Annotated in this window: 16 protein-coding genes and 2 pseudogenes; 10 read left to right on the forward strand and 8 right to left on the reverse strand. The window is 74.5% G+C overall.

Annotation, left to right across the window (positions count from 1 at the left end):
* Position 1 precedes the first annotated feature (1 nt).
* The 3 genes from O7625_RS07125 to O7625_RS07135 all read left to right on the forward strand — a co-directional run bounded on the left by O7625_RS07125 (position 2) and on the right by O7625_RS07135 (position 4,829).
* Positions 2–247 (forward strand): MoaD/ThiS family protein, encoded by a 246-nt coding sequence (locus O7625_RS07125; RefSeq protein ID WP_067301193.1) that lies wholly within the window; start codon positions 2–4, stop codon positions 245–247.
* 12 nt (positions 248–259) lie between these two features.
* Positions 260–1,507 carry a metallophosphoesterase gene (locus O7625_RS07130; protein ID WP_282345144.1) on the forward strand — a complete coding sequence of 416 codons (1,248 nt, stop codon included), beginning with the start codon at positions 260–262 and terminating at the stop codon, positions 1,505–1,507.
* Positions 1,508–1,634: 127 nt separating this feature from the next.
* A complete protein-coding gene (locus O7625_RS07135) occupies positions 1,635–4,829 on the forward strand; it encodes a UvrD-helicase domain-containing protein (RefSeq protein ID WP_282345145.1) in 3,195 nt (1,064 codons plus the stop codon).
* Between the two features lie 164 nt (positions 4,830–4,993).
* Here O7625_RS07135 and O7625_RS07140 read toward each other — a convergent pair whose 3' ends face one another.
* Entirely contained in the window at positions 4,994–5,866 is an 873-nt protein-coding gene (locus tag O7625_RS07140) for a prepilin peptidase (protein ID WP_282345146.1), read from the reverse strand.
* A 40-nt stretch (positions 5,867–5,906) separates the two neighbouring features.
* Positions 5,907–6,881 carry an EamA family transporter gene (locus O7625_RS07145; RefSeq protein ID WP_282345147.1) on the reverse strand — a complete coding sequence of 325 codons (975 nt, stop codon included), beginning with the start codon at positions 6,879–6,881 and terminating at the stop codon, positions 5,907–5,909.
* A gap of 543 nt (positions 6,882–7,424) precedes the next feature.
* Between O7625_RS07145 and O7625_RS30240 the strand changes: the two are divergent.
* Positions 7,425–7,679: pseudogene (locus tag O7625_RS30240) on the forward strand (flagellar basal body protein FliL); the annotation flags it as partial.
* A 357-nt stretch (positions 7,680–8,036) separates the two neighbouring features.
* Here the strand turns inward: O7625_RS30240 and O7625_RS07155 are convergent.
* Positions 8,037–8,840: a hypothetical protein gene (locus tag O7625_RS07155; RefSeq protein ID WP_282345149.1), complete on the reverse strand. Its 804-nt coding sequence runs from the start codon at positions 8,838–8,840 to the stop codon at positions 8,037–8,039.
* Here O7625_RS07155 and O7625_RS07160 point away from each other — a divergent pair.
* Positions 8,833–9,861 (forward strand): hypothetical protein, encoded by a 1,029-nt coding sequence (locus O7625_RS07160; RefSeq protein ID WP_282345150.1) that lies wholly within the window; start codon positions 8,833–8,835, stop codon positions 9,859–9,861. The genes O7625_RS07155 and O7625_RS07160 overlap by 8 nt on opposite strands.
* Positions 9,862–10,136: 275 nt before the next feature.
* On the forward strand, positions 10,137–11,381 hold the full coding sequence (locus O7625_RS07165) for an ATP-binding protein (RefSeq protein WP_282345151.1): 1,245 nt from the start codon (positions 10,137–10,139) through the stop codon (positions 11,379–11,381).
* A gap of 141 nt (positions 11,382–11,522) precedes the next feature.
* Here O7625_RS07165 and O7625_RS07170 read toward each other — a convergent pair whose 3' ends face one another.
* Positions 11,523–12,068: an N-acetyltransferase gene (locus tag O7625_RS07170; RefSeq protein WP_282345152.1), complete on the reverse strand. Its 546-nt coding sequence runs from the start codon at positions 12,066–12,068 to the stop codon at positions 11,523–11,525.
* A 204-nt stretch (positions 12,069–12,272) separates the two neighbouring features.
* Between O7625_RS07170 and O7625_RS07175 the strand changes: the two genes are divergently transcribed.
* The gene (locus O7625_RS07175; RefSeq protein WP_282345153.1) at positions 12,273–12,818 is read left to right on the forward strand and encodes a DoxX family protein; all 546 of its coding nucleotides are present in this window, start codon (positions 12,273–12,275) and stop codon (positions 12,816–12,818) included.
* Positions 12,819–13,022: 204 nt separating this feature from the next.
* On the forward strand, positions 13,023–14,459 hold the full coding sequence (locus O7625_RS07180) for a glycosyltransferase 87 family protein (RefSeq protein WP_282345154.1): 1,437 nt from the start codon (positions 13,023–13,025) through the stop codon (positions 14,457–14,459).
* Between the two features lie 64 nt (positions 14,460–14,523).
* On the opposite strand, the gene O7625_RS07185 is transcribed toward O7625_RS07180, so the two are convergent.
* From O7625_RS07185 to moaC, 4 genes are all read right to left on the reverse strand, one after another.
* Entirely contained in the window at positions 14,524–14,955 is a 432-nt protein-coding gene (locus O7625_RS07185; protein WP_067301287.1) for a molybdenum cofactor biosynthesis protein MoaE, read from the reverse strand.
* Entirely contained in the window at positions 14,952–16,193 is a 1,242-nt protein-coding gene (locus tag O7625_RS07190) for a molybdopterin molybdotransferase MoeA (RefSeq protein ID WP_282345155.1), read from the reverse strand. The genes O7625_RS07185 and O7625_RS07190 overlap by 4 nt, the downstream gene beginning before the upstream one ends.
* Positions 16,194–16,272: 79 nt before the next feature.
* Positions 16,273–16,743, reverse strand: a complete 471-nt coding sequence (locus O7625_RS07195) for a MogA/MoaB family molybdenum cofactor biosynthesis protein (protein WP_067301290.1) — start codon at positions 16,741–16,743, stop codon at positions 16,273–16,275.
* Positions 16,740–17,231, reverse strand: coding sequence for a cyclic pyranopterin monophosphate synthase MoaC (gene moaC, locus O7625_RS07200; RefSeq protein WP_067301227.1), 492 nt, complete (start codon positions 17,229–17,231; stop codon positions 16,740–16,742). The genes O7625_RS07195 and moaC overlap by 4 nt, the downstream gene beginning before the upstream one ends.
* A 708-nt stretch (positions 17,232–17,939) precedes the next feature.
* Between moaC and O7625_RS07205 the strand changes: the two genes are divergently transcribed.
* Both O7625_RS07205 and O7625_RS07210 read left to right on the forward strand, forming a co-directional pair.
* The gene (locus tag O7625_RS07205) at positions 17,940–20,468 is read left to right on the forward strand and encodes a bifunctional diguanylate cyclase/phosphodiesterase (RefSeq protein WP_282345156.1); all 2,529 of its coding nucleotides are present in this window, start codon (positions 17,940–17,942) and stop codon (positions 20,466–20,468) included.
* Positions 20,465–21,709: pseudogene (locus tag O7625_RS07210) on the forward strand (glycosyltransferase family 87 protein); the annotation flags it as partial. The gene O7625_RS07205 and the pseudogene O7625_RS07210, both read left to right, overlap by 4 nt.
* Positions 21,710–21,742 lie beyond the last annotated feature (33 nt).

A 21,742-nucleotide genomic window follows, 5' to 3' on the forward strand; every position in this document is an offset into this window, starting at 1 on the left:
GGTGCACCTCACCGTCCGGTACTTCGCCGGGGCGCGGGCCGCCGCCGGCCGCAGCGAGGAGACCGCATCCGCCGGTCGCCCGCTGGACGAACTCCTCGGCGAACTCGCGCACCGGCACGGCCCCCGGCTGGCCGCAGTGCTCCAGGTGGCGAGTTTCCTGGTCGACGGGGTGGCCTGCCATGATCGTCAGACACCGTTGCCGGCCGGGGCCACGATCGACGTGCTGCCTCCCTTCGCGGGCGGCTGAGAGAGGGCTGCCGTGTTGGCGATTCTGGGGTTCGTAGGCACGCTCGCGCTGATCACCGGGCTGATCCACTTCTACCTGTGGAAACGGCTGGTCAAGGACACCACCGGGCCGGGCCGGTGGCGGCGGGTCGGCACGGTCGTCGCGCTGGTGCTGGCGGTGCTCGTCCCGGCGACGATGGCCGGCACCCAGATCGCCGGGGCGTTCTGGCTGGCCTGGCCGGGTTACCTCTGGCTCGCGGTGATGTTCTACCTGCTGATCGTGCTGCTGGCGCTGGAGGTGCCGATGGCGGTGACCCGGCTGGTGCTGCGTCGCCGCAGCGCCACCGCCGAAGCCACCACGGCCGCCCCGGAACCGGCGCTGGTCGGTGCGGCCGGTAGCGCCGACCCGCCGGCCGCCGAGGCGGTGGACCGTCCCGACCACGACGAGTCGCGCCGGTTGCTGCTCGCCCGGGGGGCGGCGATCTTCGCCGGGCTCACCGCCACCGGCATAACCGGGTACGGGGTCCGCACCGCACTCGGCCCGCCGCAGCTCGACCGGGTACGCATCCCGCTGGCGAAGCTCCCCCGCAGCATGGACGGCCTGCGCATCGCCACCGTCTCGGACATCCACCTCGGCCCGCTGCGCGGTCGGGCGCACACCGAGCGGATCGTCGCGATGATCAACCGGTTGGACGCCGACCTGGTGGCGGTCGTCGGTGACCTGGTCGACGGCTCGGTCGCCGAGTTGGGCGAGGCCGCCGAGCCGCTGCGTGACCTGCGCTCCCGGTACGGCAGCTTCTTCGTCACCGGCAACCACGAGTACTACTCCGGGGTCGAGGAGTGGGTGGCCGAGGTCGACCGGCTCGGCCTGCGGGTGCTCCAGAACGAACGGCAGGAGATCCGGGCCCGGGGCGGGGTGCTCGACCTGGCCGGGATCAACGACGTCACCGCCGACGGCACCGGCGTCGCCGGCCCCGCCGACTTCACCGCCGCGCTCGGCGGCCGGGACGTCAGCCGCCCGGTGGTGCTGCTCGCCCACCAGCCGATCGCCGCCCGCGAGGCGGCCACGTTCGGCGTCGACCTGCAACTGTCCGGGCACACCCACGGCGGTCAGCTCGCCCCGTTCAACCTGGCCGTCAAGCTCCAGCAGCCGGTGGTCTCCGGGCTCGGCGAGGTCGACGGCACCAAGGTCTACGTCACCAACGGGGCCGGTTTCTGGGGGCCACCGGTCCGCGTCGGCGCACCGCCGCAGGTGACCCTGGTCGAGCTGCGCGCCCCGTGACCTGCCCCGGCGGGTGGAGAGCCCGACTTATAGCGCGTCCGGCGGGTGGAGTCCAGCACCGGATTGCCCTCCTCACGCGTACGCGTGGCGGCAGGCGGGTAGTGGACCGGCCGTGACAGGATGCGGCGTGCCTCCGTTCAACGCCGCTCCCCCTGGTGGCGTCCCGCCGTTCGTCGCGGACCTGCACATCCACTCGAAGTACTCCCGCGCGTGCAGCCGCGATCTCACCCTGCCCAATCTCGGTTGGTGGGCCAGACGCAAGGGCATCGGCGTGCTCGGCACCGGGGACTTCACCCATCCCGCCTGGTACGACCACCTGCGGGAGACCCTGCAACCGGCCGAGCCCGGCCTGTACCGGCTCGGCCCGGAGGCCGAGGCGGACATCGCCCGGCGGCTGCCGCCCCGGCTGGCCGACGCCGCGGAGGCCGACCCGGTCCGGTTCATGCTGAGCGTGGAGATCTCCACCATCTACAAGCGGGACGACCGGACCCGCAAGGTGCACCACCTGATCTACCTGCCCGACCTGGACGCGGTGGCCCGGTTCAACACCGCGCTGGGCCGGATCGGCAACCTCGGCTCGGACGGCCGGCCGATCCTCGGCCTGGACTCCCGGGACCTGCTGGAGATCACCCTCGACGCCAGCGAAGACGGCTACCTGGTGCCGGCGCACATCTGGACGCCGTGGTTCTCCGCGCTCGGCTCGAAGTCCGGCTTCGACGCGATCGCCGACTGCTACGCCGACCTCGCCGGGCACGTCTTCGCGGTGGAGACCGGGCTCTCCTCCGACCCGGCGATGAACTGGCGGGTCGGCAGCCTGGACCGCTACCGGCTGGTCTCCAACTCCGACGCGCACTCCCCGCCGGCCCTGGCCCGGGAGGCCACCGTCTTCTCGTCGGCCCGCGACTACTTCGCCATCCGGGACGCGCTGCGGACCGGGGACGGGCTGGCCGGGACGATCGAGTTCTTCCCCGAGGAGGGCAAGTACCACGCCGACGGGCACCGGCTCTGCGGCGTCAACTGGCCGCCGGAGCGGACCCGGGCGGCCGGCGGACGCTGCCCGGAGTGCGGCAAGCCGCTGACCGTGGGGGTGCTCAGCCGGGTCGAGGAGCTGGCCGACCGGCCCGACGGGCACCGCCCGGAGCACGCCCGCGAGGTGACCCACCTGGTGCCGCTGGCCGAGGTCCTCGGTGAGATCAACAAGGTGGGGCCCCGGTCCAAGAAGGTCGAGGGGAAGCTCAACGAGCTGGTCGCCGCGCTCGGCCCGGAGCTGGAGATCCTCACCCGTACCCCGGTCGACGAGATCGGTCGGGTCGGCGGGGAGCTGCTCGCCGAGGGCATCGGCCGACTGCGCCGCGGCGACGTGCGCCGGGTGCCCGGCTACGACGGCGAGTACGGCGTGATCACCCTCTTCGACCCGGCCGAGCTGGGCGGGGCCGCCGGCTCGGGGCAGGAGACGCTGTTCGACGTACCGGTACCGGCGCAGCGCAGGCCGACGGAGCCGGCGGCGAAACCGAAGGCCAAGCGGCCGACGGCGGCCAAGGCCGACCCGAAGCCGAAGCCCGTGCCGGCCCCGCCGCCACCGCCGATCGCCTCGACCCCCTCACCGCACGAGCCGTTCGAGCCGATGCTCGCCGGGATGGAGGAGGTCGGCACCGGCCTGCTGGACCGGTTGGACGCGATGCAGCGGGTGGCCGCCTCCGCGCCGGGCGGCCCGCTGCTGATCGTGGCCGGGCCGGGCACCGGTAAGACCCGGACGCTGACCCACCGGATCGCCTACCTCTGCGCCGAACTGAACGTCTTCCCCGAACAGTGCCTGGCGATCACCTTCACCCGGCGGGCCGCCGAGGAGCTGCGGCACCGGCTCGACGGGCTGCTCGGCCCGGTCGCCGAGGACGTCACCGTCGGCACCTTCCACGCGCTCGGGCTGAGCATCCTGCGGGAGAACGCCGGGGCGGCCGGCCTGCCGGAGGGGTTCCGGATCGCCGACGACGCCGAGCGGGCGGCGGCCCGGTCGGAGGCCGGCGACGACCCGGCCCGCTACACGGCGCTGCTGCGCAAGCAGGACCTCGTCGACCTGGACGAGCTGCTCACCCTGCCGGTCGCGCTGCTCCAGGGCGACAAGAAGCTGGTCCGGGAGTACCGGGAACGCTGGCGGTGGATCTTCGTCGACGAGTACCAGGACGTCGACCCCGTCCAGTACGACCTGCTGCGGCTGCTCAGCCCCGCCGACGGCAACCTCTGCGCGATCGGCGACCCGGACCAGGCGATCTACTCGTTCCGGGGGGCCGACGTCGGCTACTTCCTGCGGTTCTCCGAGGACTTCACCGACGCCCGGCTGGTCCGGCTCAACCGCAACTACCGCTCGTCCGCGCCGATCCTCGCCGCCGCCGTCCAGGCCATCGCGCCGTCGTCGCTGGTCCGGGGCCGCCGGCTCGACCCGGCCCGGCTCGACCCGGAGGCCCCGCTGGTCGGCCGCTACCCGGCGGCGTCCGTCGCCGACGAGGCCGACTTCGTGGTACGCACCGTCGACGACCTGGTCGGCGGGCTCTCCCACCGGTCGCTGGACTCGGGGCGCATCGACGGCCGGTCCACCACCCTGTCCTTCTCCGACATCGCGGTGCTCTACCGCACCGACGCCCAGGCCGCCCCGATCGTGGACGCCCTGGCCCGGGCCAACATCCCGGTGCAGAAGCGGTCGCACGACCGGCTCCGGGACCGGCCCGGCGTGCTCGCGATCGCCCGAGAACTGCGGCACGCCGACGGCCTCACCGGTGGGCTGCCCGCCCGGGTCCGGCTCGCCGGCCAGGTGCTCGCCGAACGGTTCGCCGCCCCCACCCTGGACGCCGCCGGTACGGTCCGCCCCGAGGACGTCCGGACCGCCGTCGACCTGCTCACCCCGCTGGCCCGGCGCTGCGGCGACGACCTGGAGCTGTTCCTCGGCCAGCTCGCCACCGGGGCCGAGGTGGACGCGCTGGACCCGCGCGCCGAGGCGGTCACCCTGCTCACCCTGCACGCCGCGAAGGGGCTGGAGTTCCCGGTGGTCTTCCTGGTCGGCGTCGAGGACGCTCTGCTGCCGCTGCGCTGGCCCGGCTCGACGCCCAACGACGACACGATCGCCGAGGAACGGCGGCTGTTCTTCGTCGGGCTGACCCGCGCCCAGGACCGGCTCTACGTCAGCCACGCCGCCCGCCGGGTGCGCCACGGCACCGAACGCGACTGCCGGCCGTCGCCGTTCCTGGACGTGGTCGACCCGGGGCTGTTCGAACGGTTCGGCGAGGCCGAGCCGCGCCGGCCGAAGGACCGCCAACTCCGCCTGATCTGACACCCACGCGTCGGGGATGGCCCGCTGGTAGATCTTGGTGGGAAACGGCCCCCCGGAGGGCCGAAATCCTCCAAGATCCACCTTGCCTCCCTCGGGCGCGGCAGCGCCGGGCGGGCGTGGGGGGGGTTAGGCGGCGGGGGTGGGGGCAGACGGCGGGGGTGGGGTCAGGCTAGGAGGACGGCGAGCCAGGCGCCGGTGAGCAGGGCGGGGCCGAAGGGCAGCGCGGTGTCCCGGCGTACCCGCCCGGTGGCGAGCAGCGCCAGCACCAGCACCCCGTTGAGCAGGTGCGGCAGGAGCAGGCCGAGCCAGAGGGTGGACCAGCCCAGCCAACCCAGCGGCAGGCCGAGCGCCGCCGCCAGCTTCACGTCCCCGAAGCCGAGCCGGGACCGGGGCAGCAGCGCCAGCACCACGTACAGCAGGCCGGAGAGCACGGCTCCCACCAGCGCGAGGAGCAGGCGGCCCGGGGCACCGGCGGCGACGGCCGCACCAGTCAGGGCGACACCGCCGCCGAGGGCCGCCGCGCCGACCAGCGGGTCGGGGAGCCGCAGGCTGGTCACGTCCACCACCGCCAGCACCAGGCCCACGGCTGCCACCAGGAGGAACGCCGGCAGGGCCGGTTCGGCCCCCCGCACGGCGGCCAACCCGCCGAAGACCACCGTCCCCACCGCCGCGACCCCGATCGGCGCGACACGGAGCGACCCGACGGCGACAGGCAGGCCGGAAGGCGACTCGGCGGGCACAGGCGGGGTGGACACGGGCTCGGCCGGCTCGGGCTCGGCGGGCACGGGCTCGGCGGGCACGGGCTCGGCCGGCGCGGTGGGGACGGGCTCGGCCGGCCCGGTGGGGACAGGCGGGGTGGGGACAGGCGGGGTGGGGACAGGCGGGGTGGGGACAGGTGCGGTGGGGACGGGCGGGGTGGGAGGCGGGAAGGCGCGGGCGATCCGGGGCGCGGCGAGGCCGACCAGGGCACCGAGCGTCGCCACCGCGACCACCGGGCCGGCAGGCGTCGAGGCTGCCGTCGCCAGGGTGGCGGACATCACGACGGGGTCTCCGGGCCGATCGGCACGACCCCCGACGTCACCGGCGCGACGGCGCGGTGACCGCCCCGCGACCGGCCGTGCTCCGGGGGCGCTCGGTGGTCACCACCAGCGCCACGCCGGCCACGATCACCGCCCCGCCGAACAGCACCTGGCCGGTGATCGGCTCGGCCACCAGCAGCGCGCCGAGGGCCACCGCCACCACCGGGTTCACGTAGGCGTAGGTGGAGGCCAGCGAGATGGGGGCGTGGGCCAGCAACCAGACGTACGCGGTGAAGGCCACCAGCGAACCGGCCACCGTCAGGTACGCCAGGGCGAGCCAGGAACGGGTCGTCACCTGCCCCGGCGAGAATCCACGCAGTTCGCCCCGGGCCAGGGCCAGCACGACGAGCACCACCGCCCCGGCGAGCATCTCGTAGACGGTGGCGACGAACGGGTCGGCGGGCATCCGCAGCCGGTTGGACAGGAACGACCCCACCGACCAGCAGGTGGCCGCCGCGACCACAGTGAGCGCCCCGACCACCGGCACCGCCCCGGAGCCGCCCCGGGGCAGCACCAGCAGCACCAGCCCGAGGAAGCCCAGCGTCACCCCGGCGAAGGTCCACCCCGGCGGCCGGTCCCCGGAGACCGTACGCAGCAGGACCACCAGGAGCGGGACGGTGGCCACCAGCAGCGCGGCGATCCCCGACGGCACCGCCACCCCGGGCGGGCCGGACTCGGCGAGCACCACCAGGCCATTGCCCCCGGCGAGCAGCAGCACCCCGACCAGCGCGGCGGAGCCGAGCTGTCGACGGTCGACCCGCAGCGCGCCCGGCCCCCGCCGGAGCCGCAGGACGACCGCCAGCACCAGCGCGGCGGTGCCGAAGCGGGCCGCGGCAGAGCCGAGCGAGGGCACCGACTCCACCACGACCCGGATACCGAGGTACGTGGAACCCCACAGTACGTAGACCAGGATCAGTGCGGTCCAGATCAGGGCGGGTCGGGCGGGTGTCGCGGCCGAGGAAGGTGAGGTCATCGCGGGACCACGCTACGGTGACCACGTCGACGGCGTCCTTCCCGGATGGTCGGCATCTCGGCACGCGGGAGGACGGGCATGGCGAACTACGGACCACCGGGCGGTTCTCCGGAACCGTGGGGTGGGCGACGCCCGGACGACCGGTGGGGACCACCCGGCCCGGACGAGCCCGCCCCGCCGGGCGTACCGCCCCGGCAGCAGAGCGGTCCGGTGGCCCACCCGGCCGACCGGTACCCGCCGGACCCGTACCGACCGGTGGACCAGCCCCCCGCGGCCGCGCCGGAGGGGTACGGGCCGACGGAGCCCTACACGCCGGGTACGCCCGGGGCGTACCCGGGCGACCCGACGTCGGGGCGCGGGCGTGGGGCACTGGTCGCGGTACTGGTCGTGCTCGCGGTACTGGTCGTCGGTGGTGGCACCCTGTGGTACCTGCGCGACAGCGGTGACGGGTCGCCGACCCGCACCGATGCCGTGCTGCCGACCTCGCCCGTCGAGCCCGACACCGCGACCACCGGTCCGGCAGCCACCACCCCCGCCCTCGCCTCGTCGGCCGATCCGCGTTTCGTCAAGACGGGCCAGTGTGTCCGCAACGAGGGCGTGGTCGCCGGCAAGCCGAAGTTGATGATCACCGAGTGTGTCCCGAAGACGTACGAGGTACTACGCCGTTTCGATGGGGCGACCAGTGGTGAAAGGGACGCCGAGGCGAAGTGCGGCAAGGTGGAGGGCTACACCAACTGGTACTTCTTCGACAGCGAGCTGGACACCCTCGACTTCGTCCTCTGTCTGAAGCAGCGCTGAGCCCACCCCTGGGGGAGAAATGTCAACCTTCGGCCCATCCGCCTCCGGCCGCCCCGACGGGGAACCCCGGCCTCCGGTTCCCGACCCGGAGCCGCCCACCACACCCCTCACGCCTCCCGACCCGGAGCCGCCCACCACACCCCTCACGCCTCCCGACCCGGAGCCGCCGACCGCACGCCTCACGCCCTCCGACCCGGAGCCGCCGACCGCGCCGCTCGACCCGGAGCCGCCGACGATGCCTGTCGTCCCCTCCGGGTCGGAGCCGCCCACCGAGGGCATCCCGTCGGATCCGGAACCCCCGACGGCTCCGATCTCCCCCGAGCCGGACGAGCCACCGACCGCTCCCCTCACCCGTGCTCAGGACGAACCCCCGACCGCGCCGATCTCCCCGTCGCCGTCGACGCCCGTCGAGGAACCGGAGACCGCCGTCATTCCGGGCGAGCCGGAGACCGCCGTCATCCCGCCGGGTTCCCCGACCACGGCCGACGAGACGCCGACCGCTCCGATCTCGTCTCCACCACACCCGGCCGACGAACCGGCCACCGCACCGATCCCCGGTGCCACCGACGACCACCCGACCGAACCCGTGGCCACCGGCCCGGCCGAGGCGACGACCGGCCCCGGATCCGGCCCGGCCGAGGCGGTGACGGCCCCGATCCGGTCGGCGGAGGCGGAGGAACCGACCGTGCCCGTGTCGCGGGAGACGGCCGAGCCGCCCACGACCCCCATTGCGGGTACGGATGAGCCGCCGACCACGCCGATGGCCGCGTCGGCGCCGGAACCGGCGACGACACCCTTCTCGGCTACGACGCCGGAGCCCCCGACCGCACCCTTCTCGGCTACGACGCCGGAGCCCCCGACCGCCCCGATCTGGGCCGGTCCGGCCGAGCCGCCCACCGCACCCTTCGCCGCCGAACCACCCACCTCCCGCATCGCCGCCGAAGCCGCGACGGCACCGATCTCGACCCCACCGGAACCGCCGACCGCACCCATCGCCGCCGAACCACCCACCGCGCCGACCGCACCTGTCGCCGCCGAGCCGCCCACCGCGCCCTTTGCCGCCGAACCGCCGACGGCACCGATCTCGACTCCGCAGGAGCCGCCGACCACCCGGCTGCCGGTCTCCGGGGCCGGGCAGCCGGCGACCACCCGGATGCCCACGTCGGGTGCCGGGTACCCCCCGACCACCCAGCTACCGGCCGCCGAGGTCGACTCCCGGCCCCCGGCGTCCGGTGCCGGTGCCGGTGCCGGTGCCGGCTATCCGCCGCCGCCGTCCTCCGGGGCCGGCTATCCGCCACCGCCCTCCTCCGGGGCCGGCTACCCACCGCCGCCGTCCTCCGGGGCCGGCTATCCGCCACCGCCCTCCTCCGGGGCCGGCTACCCGCCACCACCGTCCTCCGGTGCGGGCTACCCGCCGCCGGACACCTACCTGCCCCCGACCGGCCAGCCGGCGGCTCCCTCGGGAGCCGGCTACCCGCCCCCTGGGCCGTTCCCGCCCGCCGGGCCGACCGCCGCACCGGCAGCCGGGGCGTTCGGCGCAGCGGCGTCCCCGCCACCGTCCGGCTTCCCGCACCAGTCGCCCCCGCCGCCGCCGTCACCCGGCTTCCCGGGGCAGGCCGCCGCACCGTCATCCGGATATCCGGGACAGGCCGCACCCCCGCCCGGCTTCCCGGGGCAGCCCGCGCCGGGCTTCCCGCCACCGAGCGGGCCGCCGGCGAAGGGCCGGGGTGGCCGGATCGCGCTGATCATCGGCCTGGTGGTGTTCCTGCTGCTCTGCCCGTGTCTGGGGGTGGCCGGCTGGTTCGTCCTGGCGTCGGATGACGACGCCGACCCGGCGCCGGTAGCGAGCACGTCCACCGCCCCGACCGAGAGCGGACCGACCGAGGGGCCGACGGAGGGGCCGACGGAACCGACCGGCGAACCGACGACGGTCGAGCCGACCCCGACCCGGGCCGACCAGATCACCAAGGGCGACTGTGTGGTCAACGACGGTACGGCCAGCAGCGCCGACCTGCGCAAGGTGCCGTGCGGTCCGGACACCTACGAGGTGCTGCTCCGGATTCCCGCCTCCACCAACGGGGAGCGGTGCCGGTCGCTGGCACCGGGGTCGAACGCCAACTACGTGCACGACAACTCGGTGGACCTCTTCGACTACGTGCTCTGCCTGCGCAAACGGAGCTGAACAGGAGAATCTGTGGCTGTCTAGCGTGGATGCTAGACAGCCACAGATTCGCATCGAGACCCGGCGGGGCAGCAGAGCCTGACCAGACCCGGGCGGGACCATCGGGCAGCCTGTCCGGGCCGACACCGGTCGGTGTACGACCCGACAGGGGCCACCACCCGGCAGGGGCCACCACCCACTACGACAGCGGCAGCGGTCCCGGGCCGCAGACACGCCGGTAGCGCCGTCTACGCATGTCTAGGCCCACGGCTAGACCGCCCGATACTGTGCGAGGCGTGGATCCGGTCCGCAACCCGTACGCCCCGGGCGCCGGTCAGCGCCCGCCCGAACTCGCCGGGCGGGGGCGGGAGCTGGACGTCTTCGACGTGGTGCTGCAACGGATCGCCCGGGGTCGCCCCGAACGCAGCCTGATGCTCACCGGCCTGCGGGGTGTCGGCAAGACCGTCCTGTTGAACACGTTGCGTTCCCAGGCGATCAACCAGCTCTGGGGCACCGGCAAGATCGAGGCCCGGCCGGACCAGTCCCTGCGCCGGCCGATCGCCGCCGCGCTGCACATGGCGGTCCGCGAGCTGGCCCCCCGGCACCGCGCACCGGACCGGATCGACGCCTTCCTCGGCGTGCTCAAGGCGTTCGGGCAACGCGGTGCACCGGCCACCGGGCGGGCCGGCGCGGCCCCCCGGCTGCGGGACCGCTGGCAGCCCGGCATCGACGTACCGGCCAGCAGCGGGCGGGCCGACTCGGGTGACATCGAGATCGACCTGGTGGAGCTGCTCACCGACGCGGCGGCGATCGCCGGGGAGGTGGGCACCGGGGTCGCCGTGTTCATCGACGAGATGCAGGATCTCGGCGCGGAGGACGTCTCGGCGCTCTGCGCGGCCTGTCACGAGCTGTCCCAGCTCGGTGCCCCGCTGATCGTGGTCGGCGCGGGCCTGCCGCATCTGCCGGCGGTGCTCAGCGCCGCCAAGTCGTACTCCGAACGGCTGTTCCGCTATCTGCGGATCGACCGGCTGGACCGGATCGCCGCTGACCGGGCGCTCTGCGCACCGGCCGAACGGGAGCAGGTCGAGTACGAGCAGAAGGCCCTCGACCTGCTCTACGAGGCCTCCGGCGGCTACCCGTACTTCGTCCAGGCGTACGGGAAGGCGACCTGGGACCATGCTCCCCGGTCACCGATCACGGACGCGGACGTCCGGGTGGCCGCGCCCGAGGCGGAGGCGGAGCTGGCGGTCGGCTTCTTCGGATCCCGGTTCGAGCGGGCCACCCCGGCCGAACGCGAGTACATGCGGACGATGGCGGTCCTCTCCCCGGTGGCGGGGGAGGTCGACGGCGGTGGGCGGGACGACATGGACGCCGCGGTGTCGACCGCCGAGATCGCCCGCGCCCTCGGGCGCAAGCCGGCCAGCCTCTCCCCGGCGCGGGACGCGCTGATCAAGAAGGGGCTGATCTACTCCGGGGAACGCGGCACGGTCGCCTTCACCGTCCCGCACTTCGGCCGCTACCTGCGTACCCAACCGGCCTGACCCGCGGGGCGGCCGCGCGCCCCGGCCACGGACGTCGGGCGGCCGCGCGCCCCGCCGACGAACACCGGGCGGGCACGCTCCGCCCCCCTGCCGGCGATCGCCGGGCCGTTATCCGGCCCGGGGCCAGCGGAGAGGTCGGGGTCAGACCCGGGACCAGGGCGACGGGAAGACCACCTCGCCGCGCGGTGGCGGCGGCGCGTGGCTGACCTCGGGCGGCAGCACCAGCGCCTGCCAGGGTTCCCCCAGCCCCGACCAGGGGCTGACCAGCCCCATCCGGTCCGCCCGGCTGAAGCCGAAACGCCGGTAGTACGCCGGGTCACCGAGCACCACCACCAGCCGTTCGCCCAGCTCGGTGGCGGCCTCCAGGGCGGCCTGCACCACCGCCGTCCCGTGCCCGACCCGCTGCCGGTGCGGCGCCACCGCCACCGGGCCGAGCACCAGCGCGGCCACGCGTTCCCGGTCGGCCTCGACCCGGACCCGGGTGAGCAGCGCGTACCCCACCACCTCGCCGCCGTACTCGGCGACCATCGCCAGCTCCGGCAGCCACGCCGCGCTGCCGCGCAGCTCGTCCACCAGGGTGACCTCCCCGGGGGTGGTGCCGTCGGGGCGGGCGAAGGCGGCAGCCAGCACCCGGCGGACCGGGCCGGCGTCGGCCGGGTCCTCGGGACGCAACCGCAGGGTCGTCATCCGCGCGACGTTACCGGTCGGGGCCGGTCCATCCGCGACGGTCGCGCTGTTCGGCGTGGCGTGCCGGCCGCGTCCGCCGGCCCGGATCCGCGACCCGACCGGGTGGGGATCGACGCCGCGGACCGGTCCGGACCAGCGGCAACCGGACGCTCCGGATCAGCCGTTGCCCGGATAGCCGGGGTGCCGACGGGGTATGACTGAGCCATGAAACCCGTGCGCTCCCTCGCCCGTGTCATGTTGAGCGGCATCTTCGTGGTCAGCGGCGCCCGCAACTTCCAACACCCCCAGCGGCTCGTCCCGGCGGCCAGGCCGGTCACCGACCGGGTCGCCCCGCTGATCCAGCGGGCCGCGCCGCAGCTGCCCACCGACACCGAGACGTTGATCCGCGCCAACGCCGCCGTGCAGCTCGCCGCCGGCCTGATGCTGGCCACCGGGAAGTTCACCCGACCCGCCGCGCTGGTGCTCGCCGGCACGCTGGTGCCCACCACCGCCGCCGGGCACCCGTTCTGGGACGACGACGACCCGGCGAAGCGGAACAACAACCAGGTCCACTTCCTGAAGAATCTCGGACTCTTCGGTGGTCTGCTGCTCGCCGCCGCCGACACCGAGGGGAAGCCGGGCCTGCGCTGGCGGGCCGGGCACCGCATCGGCCACTCTCGACGTTCGGTCGGTCGCGCGGTGCGTACCGCCCGGCGGGAGGCCCGGATCGCCGTCCGGTCGGCCGCCGCCGGCCGCCGGCTCCCCGGCTGACCTGCGTCGATTCGGTCGCCACCCCCCGCAAGGCCACGAATTACCTGAACCGCCCGACACCCGTTAACGCGGTGGAAATGTCAAAAACTGGTGTGGGATCGGACACGGTCGGATAACGCGGGAGGCAGCAACGTGAGGCGCCGTTCTAGGCTCCCTACCGGACCTGGACGGGTAGGACGACCTTGGTACGGGGGTGGCCACGCCATGCCGACGACCGTCGGTAGACGTGCGGACCGCCTCGCCCCAGTCCGTCGCGCAACGAGTGGGATCGATCGTAGGACAGTCGTACGGACCGGCATCGTGGCCGCCGTCGCCTATGCCGCATGGCTCGCCATCGGTGCTTTCGGGCGGCCGTACAACTTCTTCGACATGAAGATCTACCACGGCGCGGTGGTGTGGTGGGCGAGCGGGCACGAGTTGTACGAGTTCATCGCGCCCACCACCACCCTGGGCTTCACCTACCCGCCCTTCGCCGCGCTGGCCATGCTGCCGATGGCCCGGCTGCCGATCGAGGTGGCCGGGTGGATCAACGCGGCCGGCAGCATCGCCGCGCTGGCGGTGGTCCTCGCCGCGCTGCTGCGGCCGATCGTCGACCGGCTCGGCTGGCCGCTCTGGTTCACCGTGGCCATCGCCACCCCGATGGCCACGGCCATCGAACCGGTCCGGGAGACCCTGGGGTACGGGCAGGTCAACCTGCTCCTGTTCGCGTTGATCATGGCCGACCTGGTGGGCCTGCGCTGGCGTTCCCGGCGGGGCAGCCACGGGCGCGACACCGACGGCCCGCTCCTGCGGCTGCTCTACAGCGGGTCCTGGGCGGGCGTGGGCATCGGCCTGGCCACCGCCGTCAAGCTCACCCCGGCGCTGTTCATCGCCTACCTGCTGATCACCCGGCAGTGGCGGGTCGCCGCCACCGCCGTCGGCACCACCATCGGCGTCACCCTGGGCAGCTTCGCGCTGGTCGGCACCGAGTCGCGGGCCTACTTCGGCGGAGTGCTGTGGCAGACCGAGCGGGTCGGCGCCGCCGACATGACGCCCAACCAGTCGCTGGCCGGTCTGCTGGCCCGGCTCTACGACTCGATCGAGACGCCCGGCCTGCTCTGGCTGGCCTTCTCGGTGCTGATCCTGGCCCTCGGGCTGTCCCGGGCCGCCAACGCCCGCGCCGACGGCGACGAGTTGACCGCGTTCACCCTGGTCGGGCTGACCGCCAACGTGATCAGCCCGATCTCCTGGTCGCACCACCTGGTCTGGGTCATCCCGGCGATCATCGTGCTCGCCGACGCCGCCGTACGCCGCCGCGAGGCGAGCCGGGGGCTGTCCCTGCGTACCGGCCAGCAGTCGTACGGGGGGCCGCCCGGGGTGAGCGGACTGCGCCCGCCGATCTGGTACCCGACCCTGACCGGGCTGCGGCACGGGGTCGCGGCGCTCGGGTTGTACCTGCTCTTCCTGATCTCGCCGATCTGGCCGTACGAGCACAAGCTGCCCGAGGTGTCCCACTACCAGAACGGCCTGTTCGGCGCGCTGATGGAGAACTCGCTCGCGCTGGCGCTGATCGTCCTGGTCGCCGCCCTACCCTGGCGGCCCGGTGCCGAGCCCGCCTTCTACGCCGACCGGCCGGCCCGCATCGCCGCCGGCCGCCGCTGACCCTTCGCCGCCGTCACCCGGTCGGCGGCCACTGACCTCGCTGCCGGCCGCCGGCGTGCCCCGGTCAGGGGCAGTTGACCCACTCCTCGGTGCCGTCGGCGAAGACCTGCCGCTTCCAGATCGGCAGTCGCGCCTTCACCTCGTCGACCAGCCGGGCACACGCCGCGAAGGCCGCCGCCCGGTGCGCCGTGCTGACCGCCGCCACCAGCGCCACGTCGCCGATGTCGAGCCGGCCGATCCGGTGCGACACCGCCACCGCGTAGACCTCGGGGTCGGCGGCGATCTCGGCGGCCACCGCGCGCAGCGTCTCGACGGCGCTCGGGTGCCCCTCGTACTCCAGCAGGGTGACCGGCCGACCGTGGTCGTGGTCGCGGACCACGCCCTGGAAGGAGACCACCGCGCCGGCCCGGCGGTCGGCGACCGCGGCCTCGTGCGCGGCCAGGTCCAGCGGTTGGTCGGTGACGGTGAGCAGCTCCGTCGTCGGTCCGGCGCTCACCACGTACGCTCCCCGGGCAGCAGCGGCAGCGGCACCACCGGCACCCGGGCTCCCGCCTCGCCGGAGGTGCCCGGCCGGATCACCGCGAACCCGTCCGCGCCGGCCAGTCCGCGCAGCATCGCCGACCCGACGTGCCGGACCGGGTGCGCGGCGCCGGCGGCCCGGTCCAGCCGGACCAGGGCCAGGTGCGTGTAGTCCCCCCGACCGGGCACCGGCCCGGCGAGGGTGGCCTGTGGCAGCGCCGGCAGCGCCCGACCCTGCAGGCCGGCGAGCAGCGGCGCGACCAGCGACACCAGCGCGACGATCGCGGACTGCGGGTTACCGGGCAGCCCGGCGACGAACCGCACCCGCCCGTCGGCGTCGACCAGCCGGGCCAGCAGCATCGGGAAGCCGGGCCGGACGGCGACCGTGTTGACCACGTGGTCGGCGCCGAGCGCCTCCAACGCGGGATGCAGGTGATCGACCGGGCCGTGCATGGTGCCGCCGGTGGTGCAGACCAGGTCGGCCCCGGCCAGCGCCCCGCGCAGGGCGGCCACGTGGGCGGGCAGGGTGTCCGCCACCGGGCCGACCACGTCGGAGGGCCGCACCTGGCAGCCGTAGCGGCGCAGCCAGGACGGCACGGCGGGGCCGAGCGCGTCGCGGACCCGGCCCGACCCGGGTGGGCCGGCGGTGAGCAGCTCGTCGCCGAAGACCAGCAGCGCGGCGCGCGGCTGGCGGCGGACCCGGAGCTGGTCGTGCCCGCAGGACGCGGCCAGCCCGATCAACGCCGGGTCGACCGGGGTACCGGCCGGCAGCAGCTCCTCGCCGGCCACCGCCTCCTCACCCGGCTCACGCCACTCCGGGTTGGGGCGGGGCGTGCCGGTCACCCGCCCGTCCGGGGTACGCCTCGAATCCTCGATCCGCAGGATGGCGGTCGTCCCGGCGGGGACCATCGCGCCGGTGGCGATCTCGACGGTGGTGCCGTCGGCGGTCAGCCCGGCCGGGGTGTGCCCGGCGAGCACCCGCCCGAGGACGTCCCACGGACCGGCCCCGCGCACCGCCCAGCCGTCCACGCTGGAGGTGGGGAAGGCGGGCAGGTCGGTCCGGGTGGTCAACGGCTCGGCCAGGGTGTAGCCGTCGGCGTCGGCCAGGGCCCGGCCGACCGTGGGCAGGGCGGCGGCCAGGCCGACCGCGTACACCCGGGAGCGGGCCTCCTCCCAGCCGGCCGGCGGCGGCGCGGTGACGGTTTCCGTGCTCACCGGGTCGGCCTCCGTTCGGACGGGACGCGGGGCTCCGCGTTCACCTCCGCGAGCCTATCGCCGCCGCCTCCACCCGCGGTCAGTGGTCACCGCCGCGCAGCTGGTCGACCGCGTGGCCGAGGATCGGGCCGAGCACGGCCAACCCGTCCTTCGCGCCGCCGCGCGAGCCGGGCAGGTTGACCACCAGCATCCGGCCCAGCACTCCGGCCAGCCCCCGGGACAGCGCCGAGGTGGGCACCTTGTCCCGGCTGTACGCGCGGATCGCCTCGGCGATGCCGGGGATCTCGTGGTCGAGCAGCGCCCGGGTCACCTCCGGGGTCCGGTCGGTGGGGGTGATCCCGGTGCCGCCGCTGGTCAGCACCACGTCGATCCCGTCGGCGTGGGCGGCGCGCAGCGCCTCGGCGACCGGCTCGCCGTCGGGCACCACCACCGGCTCGTCCACCTGGCAGCCCAGCTCGCGCAGGCCGGCGACGAGCAGCGGGCCGCTGGTGTCGGCGTACACCCCGGCGGCCGCCCGGTTGGACGCCACGACGACCCGGGCCCGGATCACGGCCGGTCCTGCGGGCGGACCCACTCGCCGGTCTTGCCGCCGGTCTTACGCAGCACCCGGACCGCGTCCACGCTGGCGGCCGGGTCGACCGCCTTGACCATGTCGACCAGGGCCAGCCCGGCGACGGCGACGGCGGTCAGCGCCTCCATCTCCACCCCGGTGCGGTCGGCGGTACGCGCGGTGGCGGTGATCTCCACGGTGTCGTCGGTGAGCCGCAGGTCGACGGTGACGCCGTGCAGGGCGATCGGGTGGCAGAGCGGGATCAGGTCGGGGGTGCGCTTGGCGCCCATGATGCCGGCGATCCGGCCGACGGCCAGCGCGTCACCCTTGGGCAGCCCGTCGCGGCGCAGCAGCTCCACCACCTCGGCGGTGGTACGCAGCCGCCCGGCGGCCACGGCTACCCGCCCGGACACCGGCTTGGCGGAGACGTCGACCATCCGGGCCGCGCCCGCGGCGTCGACGTGGCTGAGCTGCGCGGGATCGGTCACGCTCGCCAGCCTAACGGTCGGGTCCGGCCCGGGTGTGCGTCCGGTTCGGGGGGATCGCACCGGGCGATGGGGAGCAAAAGGGTCGACGCGGTGCGGGACGATTCTTGATCGATCGTTCATCGTCGATTTCATCGGTCGCCACTAATAGGTTCTCCGATGCCGCGGAGAGCGGGAAACGCCATGACATCAGGGACCGGACACGGGAACGTCACCGCCGAGAAACCCTACGTCGCGCCGTGACCGCGAATCACGGGCGGCCACGTCGGCGGATGGTGGCACCACCGCTCCGACACGACTACCCTGCGTTCCACAATCGGGTGATCCGTCGCACTCCCACGCCGGTCACCTCGAAGGAACCGGAACCGGTACCCCTCGACCGATGTCGCAAAGCCGGTCGCTGCACCATTATCTAGCGTTAACGAGAACCGTCGGGAGCACTCAGCAGTCCGTTTCCCCGTGGAAACAGAAAGTCACCAAGCTCCACTCAATTCTCATCTATCGCTCATAGTTACATTTATACCTCCAAAATCGGCCTAACCGCCCTTAGGCTGTCCCCTGTCAGATCCCGACCGCAAGGGTCGGCGCGACGATCAGGGGAGGTCGAACGCGATGTCCGCACACGAGTGGCTGTAGACGATTGTGGCGACGGCGTGACCACACGTAGCCTTGGCCCCTACTCAGCGACGCCGAGTGGTTGTCGAGGACACGATGGCACGACCGGACGACGGCAAGACGGAGGCCGAGCGGCAGCTGACGCTGCACGTCGGCCTCGTCTGCGTGGTGGCCGCCACGGCGGCGGTCGTCGCCCTCTACCGCCTGGTCCACCTCGACCTCACCGGTGACGACCTCACCCGATCCATCGCCCTGGCCTTCATGGCCGCGCTCGGGGTCCGGATCAACTGGCAGATCCGCATCCGGGCCACCGTCCACGCGGTGTCCTGGAGCGAAACGGCGATCGTCCTCGGCCTGGCCGTCGCCCCGGCACCCCTGGTCGTGCTGACCACCGGCACCGGCGTCGCGGTCGCCCTGCTCTCGATGAAACGCTCGCCGGTGAAGACCGCCTTCGGCATCGCCAAGAGCATGCTGCTGGCGGCGGGCGGGGGCCTCGCCCTGCACACCCTCGGCTGGTCGCCGCAGGACACCGACCTCCAACACGTCATCGGCATGATCGGGCTCGCCTACGTCGTCGCGGTGGTCCTCGACGAGGCGCTGACCCTACCGGTCATCGCGATGGCCACCGGCACCCCACTGCGCAGACTCTTCGCCGACGACCTCGGGCTCCGCCTGACCAGCGCGCTGGCCCGGTTCGTCCTCATCGCCGTCACCCTGGTCATCCTCCACGCCGACCCCCGGCTCCTGCTGGCCGTGCCGCCCCTGGTGCTCAGCCTCCACCTGTTCTACTCCCAGCAGGCCAAGTCCCGGACCGAGCAGCAGGCCTGGCAGCGCCTCGCCCGCACCACCGACGCGCTCAACGTGGTCGACCTGGACAAGGTCCTCACCACCGCGGTCACCCAGGCCACCGAACTCTTCTCCGCCGACGAGGTCGAGATCGAGCTGCGCGACGCCGGTCGTACCGTCCGCGGCGCCAGCGGCACCATCACCTACGACGGCCCCACCGGCCCACCGAGCGAGATCGCGGGCACCGTGCTGCCCGCCCGCCTCGAAGGCCACGACCGGACCGCCGACGTCGGCATGCTGCGCCTACGGTTCCGTGGCCCGGTACGGCTCAACGAACGCGAGCAGTACACCCTGCGCACCTTCGCCTCGGCCCTGTGCACCGCCGTCCGCAACGCCCAGGCGTACGCCGAACTGGCCCGGGTGGCCGACGAACACGCCCACGCCGCCAGCCACGACGCGCTCACCGGCCTGGCCAACCGTCGGCAACTGCTGGACCGGGGCACCGAGCAGCTCAACGCCCGGCACGCCGAGGGGGTCACCGCGCTCGTCCTGATCGACCTCAACCACTTCAAGGAGGTCAACGACACCCTCGGCCACGCCGCCGGTGACCAGGTGCTGATCCAGGTCGCCGACCGGCTGCGCGCCGCCGCCCACGACGAGGACCTGGTGGCCCGGCTCGGCGGCGACGAGTTCGCCGTGCTGCTGCGCGCCCTGCCCGCGCCCGCCGTCGCCGCCCACCGGGCCGAGATCCTGCTCGGCGCCCTGCACGAGCCGCTCGACGTGGACGGCATGCGGATCAGCGTGGAGGCCAGCGGCGGCATCGCGGCGGCCCCCGCCAGCGGCGGCATGCCAGAGCTGCTGCGCCGCGCCGACGTCGCCATGTACCAGGCGAAGCGGGCCGGCCAGCGGATCGTCACCTACGCGCTGACCCGGGACACCGCCGACCTACGCCGGCTCACCCTCGGCGGGGAGCTGCCCCGGGCGGTGGCCGACCACGAGTTCACCGTCAACTTCCAGCCGATCGTCGACCTCGGCAGCGGCCAGGTGACCGGGGCCGAGGCGCTGGCCCGCTGGCACCACCCCCGGCACGGGACGATCGATCCGCTGCGCTTCATCGAGGCGGTGGAACGCTCCGGCATGCTCCCCGCGTTCGCCGAGGCCATCCTCGACCAGGCACTCGTGGCCGCGGTCAGCTGGCGGACCGCCGGCTTCGACCTGCCCGTCTCGGTGAACGTCTCCCCCCGCAGCCTGCTCGACGCCCGCTTCCCCGGCGCGGTGCTGGCCCGGCTCCAGGCCCACGACTTCCCCCCCGACCGGCTCGTCCTGGAGCTGACCGAGACCCTCACCCTCAGTCAGCTCGACGTGGTCGACCGGGTGCTCAGCCGGCTGCGGGACTCCGGCGTCCGGCTCGCCCTCGACGACTTCGGCACCGGCTACTCCTCGCTCTCCCTGCTCTCCCGCATCCCGGTCCACGAGCTGAAGATCGACCGCAGCTTCGTCACCGCGATGGAGGGCTCGGCGGAAGCGGCGGCCGTCATCCGCTCCACCCTCGACCTCGGCCGCAGCCTCGACCTGACAGTCGTCGCAGAGGGCGTGGAGAGCGAACCGCAGCGCCGGTCCCTGTGGTCCCTGGGCTGCGCCGCCGGCCAGGGGCACCTCTTCGCCCGCCCGCTGCCGGCCGGGGCGCTCCTGGCCGCCCTCCAGCGCGGCTCCGGCGGCCGACCCGGCACCCTCGCCGCCCCGCTGCACGACACCGGCGCCGTCATCCGGCTGAGCACCCCCGGCCGCCGGCAGCCCGCCCGCAACCGTCCGACGGGTCTGCCACACTTGCCGGCGTGACCGCCGCCGACCGAGCCGCCCGCAGCTGGCGGGCGGTCGACACCGCCGCCGGTGGGCTCGCTCTCGACCTCGGCCTCTACGCGGTCTCCGCCGCCTTCGCCACGGTCACCGCCGGCACCTCCACCCTCGCACCGCACCGGGCCTGGGGGAGCGTCGCCGCCGTCGGCTACCTCGCCGCCGCCCTCCTGGTCGCCGCCCAGTTCGTCATCCGACGCCGGTACCCCGGGCTGGCCGGCACCGCCGCCCGCGCGACGGTCACCGGTCTCGCCTGGGCCGGCACCGCCCTGCTCCCCCTGGCCGTCCAGGCCGGGCAGCGGGCGGCCGGGCGGACCGACCGGGCACAGGAGGAGGTGGTGGTGGTCGAACAGGCTGGCAGCCGGCTCGCCGCACACGGCACCCCCTACCTGGGGCCGGACGCCATCGCCGCACTACCCGCCGACGAGCGGCTGCTCGGCTACACCCCGTACCAGCCGGGCATGGCGCTGTTCGGGCTGCCCCGGGCCGCCGTCGACGCCTGGTGGACCGACTCCCGCGTCTGGTTCGCGCTGGTCACCGCCGTAGCCCTGGCCTGGGCGGTGATCGCCCTGCGCCGGTCCGCCCGGCCAGTGGGCGGATGGGCCGAGGCGCCGGCGGTGCTGCGCGGTGTGCAGGCGGCCACCGTGTTGCCGATCTGTGCGCTCACCCTCGCCACCGGCGGCGACGACCTTCCCGTCCTCGCGCTCTGCCTGCTGGCGTTGGCCCTCGCCGCCGGGGGCCGACCCGGCCCGGCCGGGGTGGCGGTCGGGCTGGCCGGCGCCCTGAAACTCTTCGCCTGGCCGGTCGCGCTGGTCCTGATCTTCTGGGGGACTACCCGGCGGGCCGGGCTACGGGTCGCCGCCGGGGCGCTCGGCCTGCCCGCCCTCGCCCTGCTCCCCGCCCTGCTGGTGGACCGGGACGCGCTGGTGGAGAACGTGTTCCGGTTCCCGCTCGGCCACAGCCAGGTCACCAGCCCCGCCCAGTCCCCGTTCCCCGGGCACCTGATCGCCACCGCCCTGCCCGGTGGCCGGTTCGTCGCCGCCGGGCTGCTCGTCGCCGTCGGCGGTCTGATCGCCGTCCGGCTCCTCCGCCGCCCGCCGCACCGGGCCGCCACCGCCGCGCTGATCTGCGGGTACGGCCTGCTCGCCGCGATCATGCTGATGCCCACCACCCGATTCGGCTACCTGCTCTACCCGCTCGCCCTGCTGACCTGGGTGCCCGCCCTGACCACCCAGCGGGCACCGGTTCCGCCGAGTCCC

This window comes from Micromonospora sp. WMMD714 (genome assembly GCF_029581315.1).
In the GTDB taxonomy this organism is placed as follows: Bacteria; Actinomycetota; Actinomycetes; order Mycobacteriales; family Micromonosporaceae; genus Micromonospora; species Micromonospora rifamycinica.